Origin of the sequence: Colwellia sp. Bg11-12, assembly GCF_014076955.1 — a bacterium.
Classification (GTDB): domain Bacteria; phylum Pseudomonadota; class Gammaproteobacteria; order Enterobacterales; family Alteromonadaceae; genus Colwellia_A.
Genome location: NZ_JACGUZ010000037.1, coordinates 1 through 16628, shown reverse-complemented (window position 1 = coordinate 16628; position 16628 = coordinate 1). Strand labels below are relative to the sequence as shown.

General features: G+C 37.8%; 13 protein-coding genes and 1 pseudogene. 8 read left to right on the top strand and 6 right to left on the bottom strand.

Features of this window, described 5'->3' with window-relative positions; genetic code table 11:
* Nucleotides 1-50: 50 nt before the first annotated feature.
* Nucleotides 51-899, bottom strand: a complete 849-nt coding sequence (locus H4J39_RS00760; protein WP_182179949.1) for a MurR/RpiR family transcriptional regulator — start codon at nucleotides 897-899, stop codon at nucleotides 51-53.
* A 371-nt stretch (nucleotides 900-1270) separates the two neighbouring features.
* Between H4J39_RS00760 and zwf the strand changes: the two genes are divergently transcribed.
* Genes zwf through H4J39_RS00735 form a run of 5 tightly spaced genes read left to right on the top strand, consistent with a single transcriptional unit; the run spans nucleotide 1271 to nucleotide 6962 of the window.
* The gene (gene zwf, locus H4J39_RS00755) at nucleotides 1271-2740 is read left to right on the top strand and encodes a glucose-6-phosphate dehydrogenase (RefSeq protein ID WP_182225554.1); all 1470 of its coding nucleotides are present in this window, start codon (nucleotides 1271-1273) and stop codon (nucleotides 2738-2740) included.
* Between the two features lie 38 nt (nucleotides 2741-2778).
* Complete coding sequence (pgl, locus tag H4J39_RS00750) at nucleotides 2779-3474, top strand: 6-phosphogluconolactonase (protein WP_182225553.1); 696 nt, start codon at nucleotides 2779-2781, stop codon at nucleotides 3472-3474.
* 15 nt (nucleotides 3475-3489) lie between these two features.
* Nucleotides 3490-5328: a phosphogluconate dehydratase gene (gene edd, locus H4J39_RS00745; protein ID WP_182225574.1), complete on the top strand. Its 1839-nt coding sequence runs from the start codon at nucleotides 3490-3492 to the stop codon at nucleotides 5326-5328.
* On the top strand, nucleotides 5325-6311 hold the full coding sequence (locus H4J39_RS00740; RefSeq protein ID WP_182225552.1) for a glucokinase: 987 nt from the start codon (nucleotides 5325-5327) through the stop codon (nucleotides 6309-6311). The genes edd and H4J39_RS00740 overlap by 4 nt, the downstream gene beginning before the upstream one ends.
* Before the next feature lie 9 nt (nucleotides 6312-6320).
* Nucleotides 6321-6962 carry a bifunctional 4-hydroxy-2-oxoglutarate aldolase/2-dehydro-3-deoxy-phosphogluconate aldolase gene (locus tag H4J39_RS00735; protein WP_310649700.1) on the top strand — a complete coding sequence of 214 codons (642 nt, stop codon included), beginning with the start codon at nucleotides 6321-6323 and terminating at the stop codon, nucleotides 6960-6962.
* A gap of 47 nt (nucleotides 6963-7009) precedes the next feature.
* Here H4J39_RS00735 and H4J39_RS00730 read toward each other — a convergent pair whose 3' ends face one another.
* Both H4J39_RS00730 and gap read right to left on the bottom strand, forming a co-directional pair.
* The gene (locus H4J39_RS00730) at nucleotides 7010-9196 is read right to left on the bottom strand and encodes a bifunctional diguanylate cyclase/phosphodiesterase (RefSeq protein WP_182225550.1); all 2187 of its coding nucleotides are present in this window, start codon (nucleotides 9194-9196) and stop codon (nucleotides 7010-7012) included.
* A 245-nt stretch (nucleotides 9197-9441) separates the two neighbouring features.
* Entirely contained in the window at nucleotides 9442-10446 is a 1005-nt protein-coding gene (gene gap, locus H4J39_RS00725; RefSeq protein ID WP_182225549.1) for a type I glyceraldehyde-3-phosphate dehydrogenase, read from the bottom strand.
* 202 nt (nucleotides 10447-10648) lie between these two features.
* On the opposite strand from gap, the gene gndA reads away from it, so the two are divergent.
* Nucleotides 10649-12187, top strand: a complete 1539-nt coding sequence (gndA, locus tag H4J39_RS00720; RefSeq protein WP_182225548.1) for an NADP-dependent phosphogluconate dehydrogenase — start codon at nucleotides 10649-10651, stop codon at nucleotides 12185-12187.
* A 14-nt stretch (nucleotides 12188-12201) separates the two neighbouring features.
* Nucleotides 12202-12576 (top strand): peptide-methionine (R)-S-oxide reductase MsrB, encoded by a 375-nt coding sequence (msrB, locus tag H4J39_RS00715; protein ID WP_182225547.1) that lies wholly within the window; start codon nucleotides 12202-12204, stop codon nucleotides 12574-12576.
* Between the two features lie 28 nt (nucleotides 12577-12604).
* Here msrB and H4J39_RS00710 read toward each other — a convergent pair whose 3' ends face one another.
* Nucleotides 12605-13405: a DUF2989 domain-containing protein gene (locus H4J39_RS00710; protein ID WP_182225546.1), complete on the bottom strand. Its 801-nt coding sequence runs from the start codon at nucleotides 13403-13405 to the stop codon at nucleotides 12605-12607.
* Between the two features lie 166 nt (nucleotides 13406-13571).
* Here H4J39_RS00710 and H4J39_RS00705 point away from each other — a divergent pair, with 166 nt between their 5' ends.
* Complete coding sequence (locus H4J39_RS00705) at nucleotides 13572-15020, top strand: glyceraldehyde-3-phosphate dehydrogenase (RefSeq protein ID WP_182225545.1); 1449 nt, start codon at nucleotides 13572-13574, stop codon at nucleotides 15018-15020.
* Between the two features lie 152 nt (nucleotides 15021-15172).
* Here H4J39_RS00705 and H4J39_RS00700 read toward each other — a convergent pair whose 3' ends face one another.
* Both H4J39_RS00700 and H4J39_RS00695 read right to left on the bottom strand, forming a co-directional pair.
* Entirely contained in the window at nucleotides 15173-16216 is a 1044-nt protein-coding gene (locus H4J39_RS00700; RefSeq protein WP_182225544.1) for a Glu/Leu/Phe/Val dehydrogenase, read from the bottom strand.
* Nucleotides 16217-16435: 219 nt separating this feature from the next.
* A pseudogene (locus tag H4J39_RS00695) lies at nucleotides 16436-16628 on the bottom strand (GNAT family N-acetyltransferase); the annotation flags it as partial.

Sequence of the window (16628 nt, the reverse complement as noted above, 5' to 3'; positions counted from 1 at the left end):
AGTGATTGTTGAAGACAAATATTGAGGTTTGTCTTCATTAATATTGATAGTTAGTCTTTACGCTCAAAACGTGAGCTACGTAAACTATCTTTGACTTTCTTTAAATTATCTCTAAATTTCGTGCCACGTCTTAATGTAAACCCGGTTGCCAGCACATCAATAAGTGCAAGTTGAGCAATACGTGATGACATGGGCATATATAAGTCGGTATCTTCAGCAACATCAACAGATAAAACGATATTACATTCTTTTGATAAAGGGCTACCCGCGGTTGTAATTCCTATAACAATCGCATCATTTTCTTTGGCTAAACTTGCAACTTCAACCAGTGACTTTGTTCGTCCTGTATGTGAAATAACCACCACTACATCGCCTTGACGACTATTAATAGCACTCATACGTTGCATTAATATGTCATCGAAATAAACGACAGGGACATTAAAGCGGAAGAACTTATTTAAAGCGTCATGTGCAACAACAGCAGAAGCACCTAGCCCAAAAAATGAAATTTTATTGGCTTGTGTTAATACATCAACCGATCGGTTGATCACATTAGCATCTAAACTTTTACGGGCTAATTCAAGACTTGCCATGGTTGATTCAAAAATTTTATCCGTGTATTCATCAGCCGTATCATTTTCGTCAACGTGCCGGTTAACGTAAGGTGTACCATTTGCCAAACTTTGCGCTAAGTGAAGTTTAAAGTCAGGGTAACCTTTAGTATCTAAACGACGACAAAACCTATTAACAGTGGGTTCACTGATATTTGCTTGCTTAGCTAATGCTGCGATACTGGCATGAATAACAGTACTGGGAGAAGATAATATTACTTCCGCCACCTTACGTTCAGATTTACTGAACGTATCTAACTCGTTGGCGATTTTTTCTAAAATATTCATGTCGGTTAATCCTACTTTTACAAAAATTGTAATTAATTTTCTGTCTAAATGACGAGAATAATGAAAATTTATTTCATAATTACCGCTAATATAAAACACATTAGCAATTTTTAGCAAATTTTTAATTAATGTTTTAACCTAAAATAGCTAACCAGCCGAGAATTTTTAGTGAAATCATCTCTTGAACTCTATATTTATTTATAATACCTAAAATGTAATTTAATTACAAAAAGTTCTTTACTGATGTGAGTATACCCGTTAAATTATGGATAAATGTAGTTTAGTTACAATATATGCTGTATTTATTGATGACATAATTTTAGCTATTATTAGGTATCAGTAAAACAAGCCAACATAAGAGATAATGTTATATGAAAAATTCAGACCTTCAGTCTGCCAGTGAAATCGTCATTTTTGGTGCACTTGGTGACTTGTCTCGTCGTAAATTATTACCCGCTTTGTATCAATTAGACCAAGCCGGCTTATTGAACAATGAGAGTCGAATTTTAGGTGTTGCTAGACAAGACCATTCAGTCGAAGAATTTACTGCTTTTGTGGTTGAAAACCTTACCGAATTTGTTAAAGAGGGTTTAGACAAAGAGGTGATGACTCGTTTTATTACCCGTTTGGTTTATCAACAATTAGATTTTAAAGATACCGCTTCGTACAGCCATTTAGCGACCACGTTAAAAGGTGGACATGAAACGCGCGTTTATTATTTCTCAACACCTCCTGCTATTTATGGCGATATTACCGACGGTTTAAAATCAGCAAAACTTATTACTGACGCAGACCGTGTCGTTATGGAAAAACCGATTGGTAATTGTCTCGCTTCTTCTAAAGTTATTAATGACCAAGTTTCTCGTTATTTTAATGAAAACCAAATTTACCGTATTGATCATTATTTAGGTAAAGAAACCGTACTTAACTTATTAGTACTGCGCTTTGCCAACTCACTTTTTACCAATAACTGGGACCGTAATAGTATTGATCATGTACAGATAACCGTTGCTGAAAGTGTTGGTATTGAAGGGCGCTGGGGATTCTATGATGACGCAGGCCAAATGCGTGACATGATACAAAATCATTTATTACAAATTCTATCTTTATTAGCGATGGAGCCGCCAGCTGATTTAAGTGCAGAGAGCATTCGTGCTGAAAAATTAAAGGCTGTGAAGGCGCTTGTACCCATTAACCGCATGAACGTGAAAGAAAAAACAGTACGCGGACAGTATGCAGATGGTTACTTAAATGGTTTACCTGTACCAGGGTATTTAAATGAAGAAGATGCCAATCAAAAAAGTGATACCGAAACTTTTGTCGCAATAAAAGCGGAAATTGACAATTGGCGTTGGGCAGGTGTTCCGTTTTACCTTCGCACAGGTAAACGTATGCCCGCTAAGCACAGTGAAATTGTGGTGCAATTTAAGCCCCAAGCTCACAATATATTCAAAGAGAGCCATGTAGATTTACCCGCTAATAAATTAACCATTCGTTTGCAGCCCGATGAAGGCGTTGAGTTACAAATGATGAATAAAATTCCGGGTATTGCATCACAAATGCATATTCAAGAAAATAAACTCGATTTGAGCTTTTCAGAAACCTATGAAAATCAGCGTGTTGTTGATGCTTATGAACGATTGATGCTAGAAGTTATTAATGGCAATCAGTCATTATTTGTCAGTCGTGATGAAGTTGAGGCGGCTTGGACTTGGGCTGATAGTATTATTGAAGCTTGGCAGACAAGTAATGAAGCACCTAAAGCTTATCCTGCAGGAACCTGGGGGCCCGTTGCATCGCTTTCAATGATTGCTCGTGATGATCGCCAGTGGGTTGAGTAACTAAATTTTAGCGATAATGTAAATTTCAGGGAATAACTATGTATCAATTAAATGATTTTGCTCAGCGAGCAGATTTAGATAATGCTTTAGCCAATGCAGTGGCCGAAATGTTATCAGACGCTATTAGTAAAAAAGGTAAAGCAAGCCTTGCTGTCTCTGGTGGCTCTACACCGAAAGGTTTCTTTACTGCATTATCAAATAAAGATATTGATTGGCAAAAGGTCACCGTAACGTTAGCCGATGAACGTTGGGTTGAGTTTGAGTCTGAGGCAAGTAACACGCGTTTGGTACATGAAAACTTATTGCAAAATAAAGCCTCTGCTGCTCGTTTTTTTCATCTCAAAAAAGCCGGCGAATGTAATCAAGCAACCTTGGCGTTATTAAATGCAGATGCTAAAAGTAACTTATTGCCATTAGATGTGCTTATTCTTGGTATGGGCGAAGATGGTCATACCGCTTCTTTATTTCCGTGTAGTAATGAAATATCAACAGCACTAGCACTAGAGAATACAGTGGCCTTAATGAAAGTTGTTCCTCAAACCGCTCCTAACGATCGCATCACTTTTACTTATGCGCATTTAGCACAGAGTAAAAATATTATTTTGCATGTATGTGGAAAAGGTAAAAAAGTCGTTTTAGACAAAGCACTTTCAAGTAAAAATCAAAAAGAAATGCCAATAAGGGCATTCTTACAAAACCCAGATATCAATACACAAGTGTATTGGGCGGAGTAACATATGACGATTAAAATGAATAAAAAGATCTTAGCGATCACCAATGAAATTATAGAGCGTAGTAAAATTTCACGCGCTAAATACTTAGCCAAAATTGAAGCTGAAAGCTCTCAAACTGTCCATCGTGCTGGTTTGTCATGTGGTAACTTAGCCCATGGTTTTGCGGCTTGTGGTAAAGAAGACAAAGCCTCACTACGTGGCATACATCACTCAGATATCGCCATTGTATCAGCTTACAATGATATGTTGTCGGCACATCAGCCTTATGAAGTTTACCCTGCGATTATAAAAGCAGCAGTCAGAGATGCGGGTGGTGTAGCACAGTTTGCTGCAGGTGTTCCTGCTATGTGTGACGGTGTAACGCAAGGTCAGCCCGGCATGGACTTAAGTTTAATGAGTCGCGATGTTATTGCGATGTCTGCTGCTGTTGGTTTATCTCACAATATGTTTGATGGCGCAGCGATGCTCGGCATCTGTGACAAAATTGTGCCTGGTTTATTAATTGCCAGTATGACTTTTGGACACCTACCGACTGTTTTTATACCTGCAGGTCCAATGCCTTCAGGCTTACCCAATAAAGAAAAAGCACGTGTACGCCAGCAACATGCTAAAGGTGAAGCCAATGAAGACGAGCTACTCGAAGCTGAATCTGCATCTTACCACTCTGCGGGTACGTGTACTTTCTTCGGTACGGCTAACTCAAATCAATTAGTGGTTGAGGTTATGGGACTTCATTTACCAGGCGCTTCATTTATCGCGCCGAATACCCAGCTTCGTGAAGAATTAACCAAAGCAGCGGCACGTCAAGTTACACGGTTAACACAACAATCAGGTAACTATATGCCGATTGGCAGAATGGTTAATGAACGCTCAATTGTTAACGCCATTGTTGCATTACTTGCTACGGGTGGTTCAACTAACCTGACAATGCATATTATTGCCTTCGCAAAAGCTGCGGGTATTATCATTAACTTTCAAGATTTTAATGACTTATCTGAAGCGGTTCCACTTTTAACACGTATATACCCTAACGGTGAAGCCGATATTAACCAGTTCCAAGAAGCAGGCGGTATGGCACTACTTTTTAGAGAATTGATAGAAGGTGGCTTAATTTTTGAAGATGTAGAAACCATCTGTGGTCGTGGTTTAACGCGATACACTAAAAAACCCGTTTTAGAGAGCGGTGAGCTCAAATGGGTTGACTGTGTTGAAAAGTCACTTGACGATAGTATTATCGCTACGGTTGCTCAGCCATTTAAACCTACGGGTGGCTTACGCGTCCTTAAAGGTAATTTAGGTGTTTCTGTTATTAAAACATCTTCGCTGCGCGAAGGTAGTTTTGTTATTCAAGCACCCGCGGTTGTTTTTGAAGATCAACATGAATTGCAAGCGGCATTTGACGCTGGTGAGCTAGAGAAAGATTTTGTTGCTGTTGTTCGCTTTCAAGGGCCGAAAGCCCGAGGAATGCCTGAGTTACATAAATTAACACCACCACTTGGTGTTTTACAAGATAAAGGCTTTAAAGTCGCAATGGTGACAGATGGCCGTATGTCAGGGGCTTCCGGCAAGGTACCTGCAGCGATACATTTGTGTCCTGAAGCACTTGATGGTGGCTTAATCGCGAAAGTGAAAACGGGCGATATGATTCTAGTTAACGGTGAAACCGGAGAGCTGACCTTAATGGTTGACGAGGCTGAGCTTGCCCAACGTGACAACGCTATTTTTCAAGTTAATGGTCATCATCAAGGCATGGGACGAGAGCTTTTTGGTTTTATGCGTCGTAACTTAAGTACAGCTGAAACGGGTGCTTGTTCATTATTTGATGAAACTGATATAGCCGGAAAAATGTCATGAGTGAATCAACCATCAATTTAGTTGCTGACATTGGTGGTACTAATATCAGATTTGGTCTGGTTAACGACGACGGAACAACGTCTGATATTAACACCTATCAGTGCGACAAATATGACAGCTTAGCCGATGTTATTGGTGTTTATTTATCTTCACATGCATGTGAAGGAAAAACATTAAACGCTTGTTTGGCCATTGCTTGCCCGGTAGAGAATGATCAAATTACCATGACCAACTTACCGTGGACATTTTCTCAATCGGCATTAAAAAATGCATTGAATATTAAGCAGTTATTTTTAATTAATGACTATACAGCAATCGCTCATGCCGTACCTTTACTTAACGATTCACAAAAAGTACAGATTGGTGAAGGGGTTGCTATTGCAGGCAAACCTATTTCTATTTGTGGGCCTGGAACCGGTTTAGGTGTCGCTAATTTAGTACCGACCAGTGATGGTTGGTGTTGTTTAGGTGGTGAAGGCGGGCATGTTGATTTTGCGCCTGTTGACGCAGATGAAATTAAAATATTAAGTTATTTACTTGATCTAAAACAGCATAGAATTTCATATGAGCAATTACTTTGTGGCAGAGGGTTAGAGCAAATTTATCAAGCTTTCCTGTCGATTGGCAACCTGCCTAAGCACAACTTATCTGCTGAAGAAATATCAGCTAAAGCGATTGAGGGTTCTTGTCCACTCTGTGAAAAAGCATTACAGCAATTCTGTAAGACCTTAGGCAGCTTCGCGGGTAATTTGGCCTTAACATTAGGGTGTTTTGGTGGTGTGTATATTGCTGGAGGTATTGTGCCTCGTTTTATCAACTTTATAAATGATAGTGGTTTTAGGCAGCGTTTTGACGCAAAAGGCCGTTTATCGAGTTTTATTAACAATATTCCGACGTATGTGATCACCGAAGCTCAACCCGGTTTGATTGGGGCATCAGCCTATATTCGTCAACAATTATCTTCAATGAAAGGACAAATGTAAATCATGACCATAACAAAAACTTGGCAACTATCGCCAAAAGACATTTTCGCTATGGGGCCAATAGTACCTGTTCTTGTTATCAAAGATGTTGAAGATGCATTGCCTATTGCCAAAGCACTACTTGCTGCAGGCATAAAAGTCTTAGAAGTGACTTTACGAACACCTGCAGCACTTGATGTCATTAAAATCATTGCTAAAGAGTTACCTGAAGCTTGTGTCGGTGCAGGAACGGTTACTAACCGAGAAATGCTCCAACGTTGCCAAGAAGCTGGTGCTAAGTTTGCGATAAGCCCAGGTTTAACAAAAGACTTATTACAAGCAGGCAACGAAGGTAACATTGCGCTTATCCCTGGGATTTCATCTATTTCAGAAATGATGGATGGTATCGACTTTGGCTATGACCATTTGAAGTTTTTTCCCGCAGAAGCCTCTGGCGGCGTTAAAGCAATACAGTCAATGGGTGGGCCATTCCCCGACATTCGTTTTTGCCCAACGGGTGGCATAAATTTAAGTAACGTTAATGATTACTTAGCTTTATCAAATGTTGCTTGTTGTGGTGGCTCTTGGTTGGTTACTGACGAGATCATAAAAAATAAAGACTGGCCTAAAATTACTGAACTAGCAAAGCAAGCGTTAGCCCAAATAAAATAACGTTTCATTAAAGACTAAAAAGGCTGAAGTTACTTCAGCCTTTTTGTTTAGTTATTGGTACTTTCAGTGAGAGGGTGAGTAAAGCTGAATTTTGTTAAAAAATTCTCTAATGCTTGAGAAGGTAAAGGTTTTGAGAAATAGTACCCTTGGATAAAGTCACAACCGAGCTCTGTTAATATTTCTACTTGTTCTTTTTTTTCTACGCCTTCAGCGACCACGGCAATTCCTAATGCTTTTGCCATTGAAATAATTGCGGTTACAAGTGTTTTGTCATCCCTAACCATGGTCATTTCTTTAATAAAACTTCTGTCTATTTTTAGAATATCAATAGAAAAACGCCGTAAATAGCTTAACGATGAGTAGCCCGTACCAAAGTCATCAAGCGCTATTTTACAACCAGCATCTTGGATGCTTTTTAATAAAGATATATTGTTGTCGTTTTCTGGCGCTAATACGCTCTCCGTTAATTCAAAACAAATATCACTAGGTGATAGACCCGACGCCTCGATAACATGTAACCATAAATTGTTATTGGCTTCATCTTTGGGGAATTCATAAATAGAACGATTTATATTAAAAATAATGTCAGTAAAACCTGCATTTTTAAGTGTTTTAAGTACTTGGCAAGATTTCTTTAATACAATAGCACCTACTCTATCAATTAAGTTAAAGTGCTCAGCGACAGGAATAAAATCACTAGGAGACACCCAAGTCCCGTTATTATTCCAACGTACAAGGGCTTCAAATTTGGTACATAATTGGGTTTTTAATGAAATTATAGGTTGAAACACAACATCGAGTTTATTACTGTTAATTGCCTCTTCAAGTTCATTTTTTACCTTTAAAATTCGAGCGGCACTTTCTCCCATATTAGAGGTGAAAAAGCGGAATGAATTTCTCCCATTATCTTTTGCATCAAACATCGCTTGTTCCGCTTTTTTAAATAAACCTGCTGCATTTTTTTCGTCATGTGGAAATAGTGCAATGCCTATACTGAGCGAACAGTTTGTGGTGATACCATCTAAGTGAAACGGATCTGAAAAAGATTTCGCTATGTTTTCAGCAATACGCTGCGCTCCTTGTTCATCTGGCAGGTTTTTAATAAAAAGGGCAAAACTGTCACCACTTGTTCTCGCTACAGTGTCTGTATCACGTATAAGTGATTTCAAACGATTCGCGACTAGCCTTAATAGCTTGTCGCCAAAGGCATGCCCGTAGGTGTTATTAATATGCTTAAATAGATCAAGATCCATAACAAATAATCCACATAAAGATTGTATGTTCTGCGCTTCTTGGCAATTTTGCTTTATGACTTGATCAACTTGTTGAAATAACATTTTCTTATTGGCGAGTTTCGTTAACGAATCAAAGTAGTACTGGCGCTTTATTTTGCTTTTATCTTTATTTTGTTGCGTAATATCTGAAAAAAAAGACACATAGTGAGTCTCTTGATTTACTTTGTTATAAATAGTACTTATGGACAGCCATTCAGGGTATATTTCGCCACTTTTTCGCTTATTCCAAATTTCTCCTTGCCAGTGTCCTCGACGTTTTAACTGAGACCACATTTTTTGATAGAAGTTTTTGTCATGATGACCCGATTGGAAAAACTTTGGCGTTTCCCCTATCACTTCATCGATGTGATACCCAGTAATTTTACTAAAAGCTTTATTGGTATGGATAATACGAGTGTGTGCGTCAGTAATTAAAATAGCTTCATGGCTATTTTCTATAATAGTATTCGTTAACTCCAACTTTTCAGAATAGGATTTTTTGTGTAACTCTCTTTCAATAAGCCCGGAAAATAACAGGAATAATGTTTCGATTTCATTGGTGTTAGAAATAGGCTCTTGAAAAAGAGCAACTAAAATAGCGACAATATTTCCCTCTACATTTTTAAGAGGAACGCCAACATAGCCTTCAATACTCATATCAATTAATCGTGCATCATTAGGATATAGTTGCTGGATATTAGAGCGATGGGTACAAATTAATGAATTAACTATCTTTTCACATGGCGTATTAGGTAAAGAATAAGAAATATTTTCAATGATCTCTCCTTGGCTAGCTAAAGCAATAGTGGTTGCCAATGTGTCGTTATCATCTAATGATGCAATGTAGACAAAGTCAGCATTGATAGCTTTACTCAATGATAAACAAATGTCATGGAAGAAATTAGCACTGTTTATATTGGCTAAGCTTTTAACAATACTTTTAATACGATATTCGTTCATACGCTAACTTGTTGTTGAGAAGGGAAACCACAATAAAAAAGCTTAAGGTCAACACTTTAAAGAATGATCTTATCGCTTATCATTTACGTTTTATAGGGAAATGTATGGCTTGTAGAGAGGGAGTTAAACAATATTGATTAAAATCAATATTTATATAAGTAAATGTTACTTATATCATTTTATTTAAATCAAAAAGCCAAATATAAATATTTGGCTTTTCATGTTACAGGTATTGATAAATAATTTTAGCTTTTATAGGCACTAATGTAGGCAACTAAATCAAGTACCTTGTTCGAGTAACCAATTTCGTTGTCATACCAAGAAACTATTTTCACAAATTTATCAGTAAGTGCAATCCCCGCACCCGCATCAAAAACAGAAGTGCAAGTTTCGCCAATAAAATCGTTAGAAACGACTTGATCTTCGGTGTAACCTAAAATTCCTTCCAAATCTCCATAGGCGGCTGATTTCATCGCATCGCAAATATCTTGATAAGTTGCGCTCTTCTTAAGATTAACGGTTAGGTCAACGACAGAGACATTCGGTGTAGGTACTCGAAATGCCATGCCGGTAAGTTTACCATTTAATTCAGGAATAACTTTACCGACCGCTTTTGCTGCACCTGTCGATGAAGGGATTATATTTTGCCCTGCACCACGACCACCACGCCAATCTTTAGCTGAAGGGCTATCCACAGTTTTTTGTGTTGCTGTAGTTGCATGAACAGTAGTCATTAAACCACTTTCAATACCCCAATTATCATTAAGTACTTTAGCAATAGGCGCTAAACAATTGGTGGTACATGATGCATTTGATACAATGTCTTGACCTTTATATTCGTTGAGGTTTACACCACAAACAAACATCGGTGTGTCATCTTTCGATGGAGCCGAAAGAACAACTTTTTTTGCACCAGCTATGAGATGTTTGCGGGCAGTTTCATCGGTTAAAAATAAACCGGTTGATTCAATGACAACATCAACATCTATCTCATCCCATTTTAATTCTTCGGGATTACGAACTGCGCTTACACGAATGACTTTACCATCAACAATTAGTTGGCCATCTTTTACTTCTACAGTTCCATTAAATCGACCATGTGTTGAGTCATATTTAAGCATGTAAGCCATGTAGTCAATGTCGATTAGATCATTTATACCGACAATTTCAATGTCACTTCTTTGTGCTGCTGCTCTAAATACGAAACGGCCAATGCGTCCAAAACCGTTGATACCAACTTTAATAGTCATGTTGAAACCTTAAATGAAAATAATGTAGTAAAATTACATCATTTTGAGATTTTTACAAGCAATACTTTGCGGTTAGTTGAGTTTTAGTGCTTTAAAGGTCGTTTTATTACGAATATAAGGATGCTTTTATTGCTAGTGGCTTAGTTTTGTTCATGGTAGAATGCATGCCATTATATTTCTTAGTATTTATGGACTTTCTAATATGACACAAGACAATAGTTTGTGTGACATCGGCTTTATTGGCCTAGGTGTAATGGGTAAAAATTTGGTGCTAAATTTAGCTGATAATGGCTATAGTATTGCTGCTTTTGATTTAGACAATGAAAAGGTGCTTGGTGTTATTGCCCAAGACAAGTTGGAAAATGGTGAAAATAAACAACGTGTTCATGGTTGTTCTTCATATACCGAATTACTCTCACGCTTAAAAACCCCTCATCTTATTGTACTCTCTGTGCCTGCTGGCGCGCCTGTTGATCAAGTCTCTGAAAGCCTGATCGGTGCAGGTATCCAACCCGATGATATTATTATCGATACAGGTAATAGCCTTTGGGTTGATACGGTAGCCCGTGAGAAAAAATATAAAAACAATTTTATTTTATTTTCTTCTGCTGTTTCTGGCGGTGAAGTGGGCGCTCGATTTGGACCCGCATTAATGCCTAGTGGCTCTCCTTATGCGTGGACACGTATCAAACCTATATGGGAAGCTATATCAGCAAAAGTTGATGCCGAAACAGGTAAGCCTCTAGAGCGAAGTAAGCCTGGAGAAACAATTAAAAAAGGTGAACCTTGTGCTGCATATATTGGCCCTGCAGGTGCCGGACATTATGTGAAAATGGTGCATAACGGTATTGAATATGCCGATATGCAAATTATATGTGAAGCCTATCACACCCTCCGCGCTGGTTTGAATTTATCACCAGATGAAATCGCTGATATTTTTGAACAATGGAACCAAGGCCCTTTAGACAGTTATTTAATGGAGATTTCTGTAGAAGTATTACGCCATAAAATAACGGATGATAACATCCCTCTGGTTGATTTGATTCTTGATAAAGCAGGGCAAAAGGGTACGGGCTTATGGACAGCCACGAGCAGTTTAGAATTAGGTACACCAGCACCCACTATAGCTCAGGCGGTATATGCGCGCTCTATTTCTTCTTTTAAAGACTTAAGAGTGCAGAGTGCGAGTTTGCTCAATGGACCTGAAGCAATAACATTAAACCCACAAGAGAAATTAGCCTTTATTGCGCGCTTACATGATGCCATTTACTGCGCTAAAATTTGTGCATATGCGCAAGGTTTTCAGTTAATGAAGCAAGCTGAAAAAGAACATGGCTGGGAATTAGATTTTGCCAGTATTGCTAAAATATGGCGTGCAGGTTGTATTATTCGTGCGGCATTTTTACAATCTATTACTGAAGCTTTTAAACGCAATGCGAAGTTAGAAAACTTAATGTTAGATGCCTTCTTTGTTGAGCAACTAAACGCTCACCAATTGAATTGGCGGAAAACCGTTGCAGAGACTGCTTTAATGGGGATTTCAACCAGTGCCATCAGTTCATCGTTAACTTATTACGATGCTATGCGCACAGCGGTACTTCCTGCAAATTTATTACAGGGGCAACGAGATTTCTTTGGCGCCCATACTTTTGAACGGTTAGATCAAGAAGCAGGAAAGAAATTTCATGTCGAATGGTCTCATCCTGAACGTGAAATGATCGAATTTGGTCACTCTAAATAAAAGGTAATAACAATATGTCTACAGACGCTTATCAAGATAAATTATCACCAGAGGCATACAAGGTATGCCGATTAGCGGCTACAGAGCAACCGTTTAGTGGTGAATATAATGATCATTGGCTAGAAGGGATTTATCATTGCGCGTGCTGTGAAAAAGAATTATTTTCCTCAGCTGATAAATTTCAATCAGGTTGTGGATGGCCAAGTTTTTCTGCAGCGATCAGTCCAAATGTTGCTTACATTGAAGATGTTAGCCACGGTATGACACGTACAGAGATCACTTGTAGTGATTGTGATTCACATCTCGGCCATGTCTTTGATGACGGACCTAAGCCAACAGGTAAACGTTACTGTGTTAATTCACTCAGTTTACAGTTTGTTTCTCGTTAGTATCTATAAAGCGAATAGCTAAATAATATTATATTTTGGGGGCTTTAAACGTCCCCGACTTTATTCTGTCTAATGTAGACTTAGCTACTTTATCTAATAAATTTTTGTCTAAGTTATAGCCACTGATATAATTATCTAGAGACTTCTCTGTTACTTCTTTATGATCTGGCATATATAAACGTAAGATCCGTAACCAAATGTAGACTTGTTTTACTTGTTGCTTTTCGACAAATATAGTTGATATTGACTCAAAAATCTCTGGATTTATTTGCTCATTTTCGTTTGATAACTCAAGAGAGTGATAAAGTAACTTAAGCGTTTTCTTTGGGTCTATTTTTGTATAGTAAGTGGCTAAGTTGAATTGAGACCGAGGGTTCTCTAATGCGATGCTACCTTCTTGGGCTAAAAACTTGTCTAATGCCCCTTCATTAATGTAACGTGACCAATGGTAATAAAGTAGGTGAGGGTGTTCAGACATTTCTGTTTCTTTTGAAATTTCTTTAATACGATTTTTTGCTTTAATGGCATTGTCTACTCGCATCGTTTGTTTATGCTTTAATTTAATATGTTCAATTTTTGATGCATGAACCATACATTGCGCATAATTTTCATAACTGAGTAACTGGTGATACTTTTGTAAATCTGAAGCGTTTGATTTATGTTCTAAATTTGCAAAACCTACCATGATACGTTCCCGCTTACACCACGAGTCTTCCTTAAATTCATCACAAATTTCTGTATTATTTTCACAAAGCTCCGCAAAATTTGGTTGGTTATCACAGGCGGATAATAAAAAAAGTAGTGAGAAAAACCCTAATATTGTCTTCATTTTAGTACCATATTTGAAAGTAAAATCCTGTGTAACTAGTGGCGAAAGTTTTCAGGTTCGATTACAATAGTCCCGCATTTAATTATTATTGTAGTTAGTGCTAATATTATAGCTAATATTAATAATAACTCATCGTTCAATTGACTGAAATAAAAAGGTTTACGCAATGACTTCTCTTCTTGAGGAACAATACCAAGCTAGCTGGCAAGAACGCCAAACATTTGCTGAAAATATGCAACCTATTATAGGGCAACTTTTCAGAAACAAAGGTCTTGAAGTATCTATTTATGGTCGACCATTAGTCAATGCTTCTGCAATTGACATTATTAAAGCACATAAGTCTGTCGCTTTACATGAGGAGAGTAAATTACGTTTACGTGAAAGCTTTCCTTTTATTGATGCATTAAACAAGATGGACTTAGCACCTGCTCGCATTGATGTAGGTAAATTAGCTTATCGTTACTTGTTTCAAGGTCAAGCCAATGGCTTATCAATTGAACAATTTTTAGAAAAAGAATTAGTGACTATTAACAAAAATTCAGACATTCAAAAACCAAAAGATGTTGTTCTTTATGGTTTTGGTCGTATTGGACGCTTATTAGCTCGACTATTAATTGAACGTGCTGGTCCAAGTTCAAAATTAAATTTACGCGCTATTGTTATTCGTCCCAGCGGTAAAGGTGATTTAGCTAAACGTGCAAGTTTATTACGACGTGATTCAGTGCATGGTGCTTTTAACGGCAGTATTACTATAGATGAAGAAAATAGTGTCATTAAAGCTAACGGTGCCTTTATCCAAGTGATTTATGCAAAAAGCCCTAGCGATATCGACTATACACAATATGGAATTAATGACGCTTTAGTCGTTGATAACACAGGAGTATGGAGCGACGAAGAAGGTTTAGGTCAACATTTACAGTCAAAAGGCGTTGCGAAAGTATTGTTAACAGCTCCCGCTAAAGGTGATATTAAAAATATCGTTTATGGCGTAAACCAAGATATGATTTTAGCCGATGACAAAATTATTTCTGCTGCTAGTTGTACAACTAACGCTATTACACCTGTTTTAAAAGCTATTAACGATGAGTTTGGTATTAAAAATGGTCACGTTGAAACGGTTCATTCATACACGAATGATCAAAACCTGATTGATAACTACCATCCAGCACCACGTCGTGGCCGCAGTGCACCGTTAAACATGGTGATTAGTACAACGGGAGCTGCTAAAGCTGTTGCTAAAGCATTACCTGAATTGAAAGGTTTGTTAACAGGTAATGCCATTCGTGTGCCTACACCAAACGTTTCAATGGCTATCATGAATTTGAACTTGAAAAAGTCGACAGATAAAGCCGCTCTAAACGATTATTTGCGTAATATTTCGTTAAATTCAAAACTACAAAATCAAGTAGACTACACAGCTTCAACTGAAATTGTTTCTACAGATTTAGTGGGTTCGCGTTACGCGGGTGTTGTTGATTCTCAAGCAACGATTGTCGATGGCGATCGCGCTGTATTATATGTATGGTATGACAATGAATTTGGTTACAGCTGTCAGGTTGTCCGTGTTATGCTAGAAATGGCAGGTATTCAAGTACCCACGTTACCAATTACCTAAGTTTGTTATGAATTGACCTTTACTGTTTTTTTACATTCAACGTCAATTTTATTAATAAAAAGTCGCTTTTAAGCGACTTTTTTATTTCCCTCTCCCACTAATTTTAGCGAAAAAAAAACCGCATAAATGCGGTTCTTTATTTTTATGAAATGCTACTTTTTACCTTTTGCTATAATAGCTCTCGCCATTTCATCAGCGACTTGACCGGTAGGTAAGTTTTTCTCTTTCGCCGTTTCAAATACATTCATTAGGGTATGATAGATATTTTGGACTAAACTTGTCGCTTTATCTGCACAGTAAGGTTCTGGATAAATCTCAAGAGCAACATTAATAATACCACCTGCGTTAATAACGTAATCGGGTGCGTATAAAATACCTTTCTCTAAAAGTACTTGATCATGTCGGCTTTCTGCAAGTTGATTGTTAGCACAGCCAGCAATGATTACTGCTTTAATTTCTGCAAGCGTATCATCATTAATTGAAGCACCTAATGCACAAGGCGCATAAACATCAACCTCTTGTTTATAGATATCATCAAGACTGACAATCGTTGCATTTAGCTCTGTGGCCGCTTTATCTAAAATCTGTTGATTGATATCAGTAACAATCAGTTTTGCACCCGCAGCGTGAAGTTTTTCACACAATGAATAACCAACACTACCAAGTCCTTGAACGGCAACTTTAATTCCCGTTAAATCATCTGTGCCTAATTTAAACTTAACGGCAGCTTTAATACCTAAGAAAGTCCCTAGCGCAGTAAAGGGGCCAGGGTTACCACTTTTTCCTTCTAAACCTGATACAAAGTCAGTTACTTGGTTAACAACAGCCATATCACCTGTGGTAATATTTACATCTTCAGCGGTGTAATAACGACCACCTAAGTTATTTACTGCTCGACCATAAGCTTTGAATAAATCATCTGATTTTAAGTGCTTAGGATTACCAATAATAACCCCTTTACCACCGCCGAGCTTTAAGCCGGCCATAGCATTTTTGTAGGTCATGCCTTTTGATAAACGCAAAACATCTTTTAATGCTGATTCATCGTTTACGTAATCCCAAAAACGACAGCCACCTGCTGCTGGTCCGAGTGCTGTACTATGTACTGCAATTATCGCTTTTAAGCCTGTTGCATCATCGCTGCAATAAACAACTTGTTCATGATTGTCGAAATCTACTAAATCAAAAATTGCCACTTCTAAATCTCCACGTAAAAAGTTTTTTAATGTTCTTTTTACTTATGTAATAAGAGTTGTATTGTTTCGGTGCGCACAATAGCATTTAGCCTAATGCTTCGCTAGATGTGGCATCAAAAAATTATTGTCGGTTTGTTAGGATAAATGTATAGAATAAAGCACAACAATTAAAAGGTAGGCAAAACAACAGCGGTGATTACTGTTTATAAGGGTAATAAATCAGTGATTGAAAGCGAAGTTGGTGGATTTACTGACATTGTCAACAGAGCAAGCCATACGCTGTCGTGGCATGCCTGCCTCCATAAAAACGGCCCCTGCACTGATAAAGTTAAAGTTTCTAAAATATTCAACGTTATCAAGTGGGCTGTAAATAAAAACCTCATCCAATTTGAGGTCTTTTGCAATAGCGAGT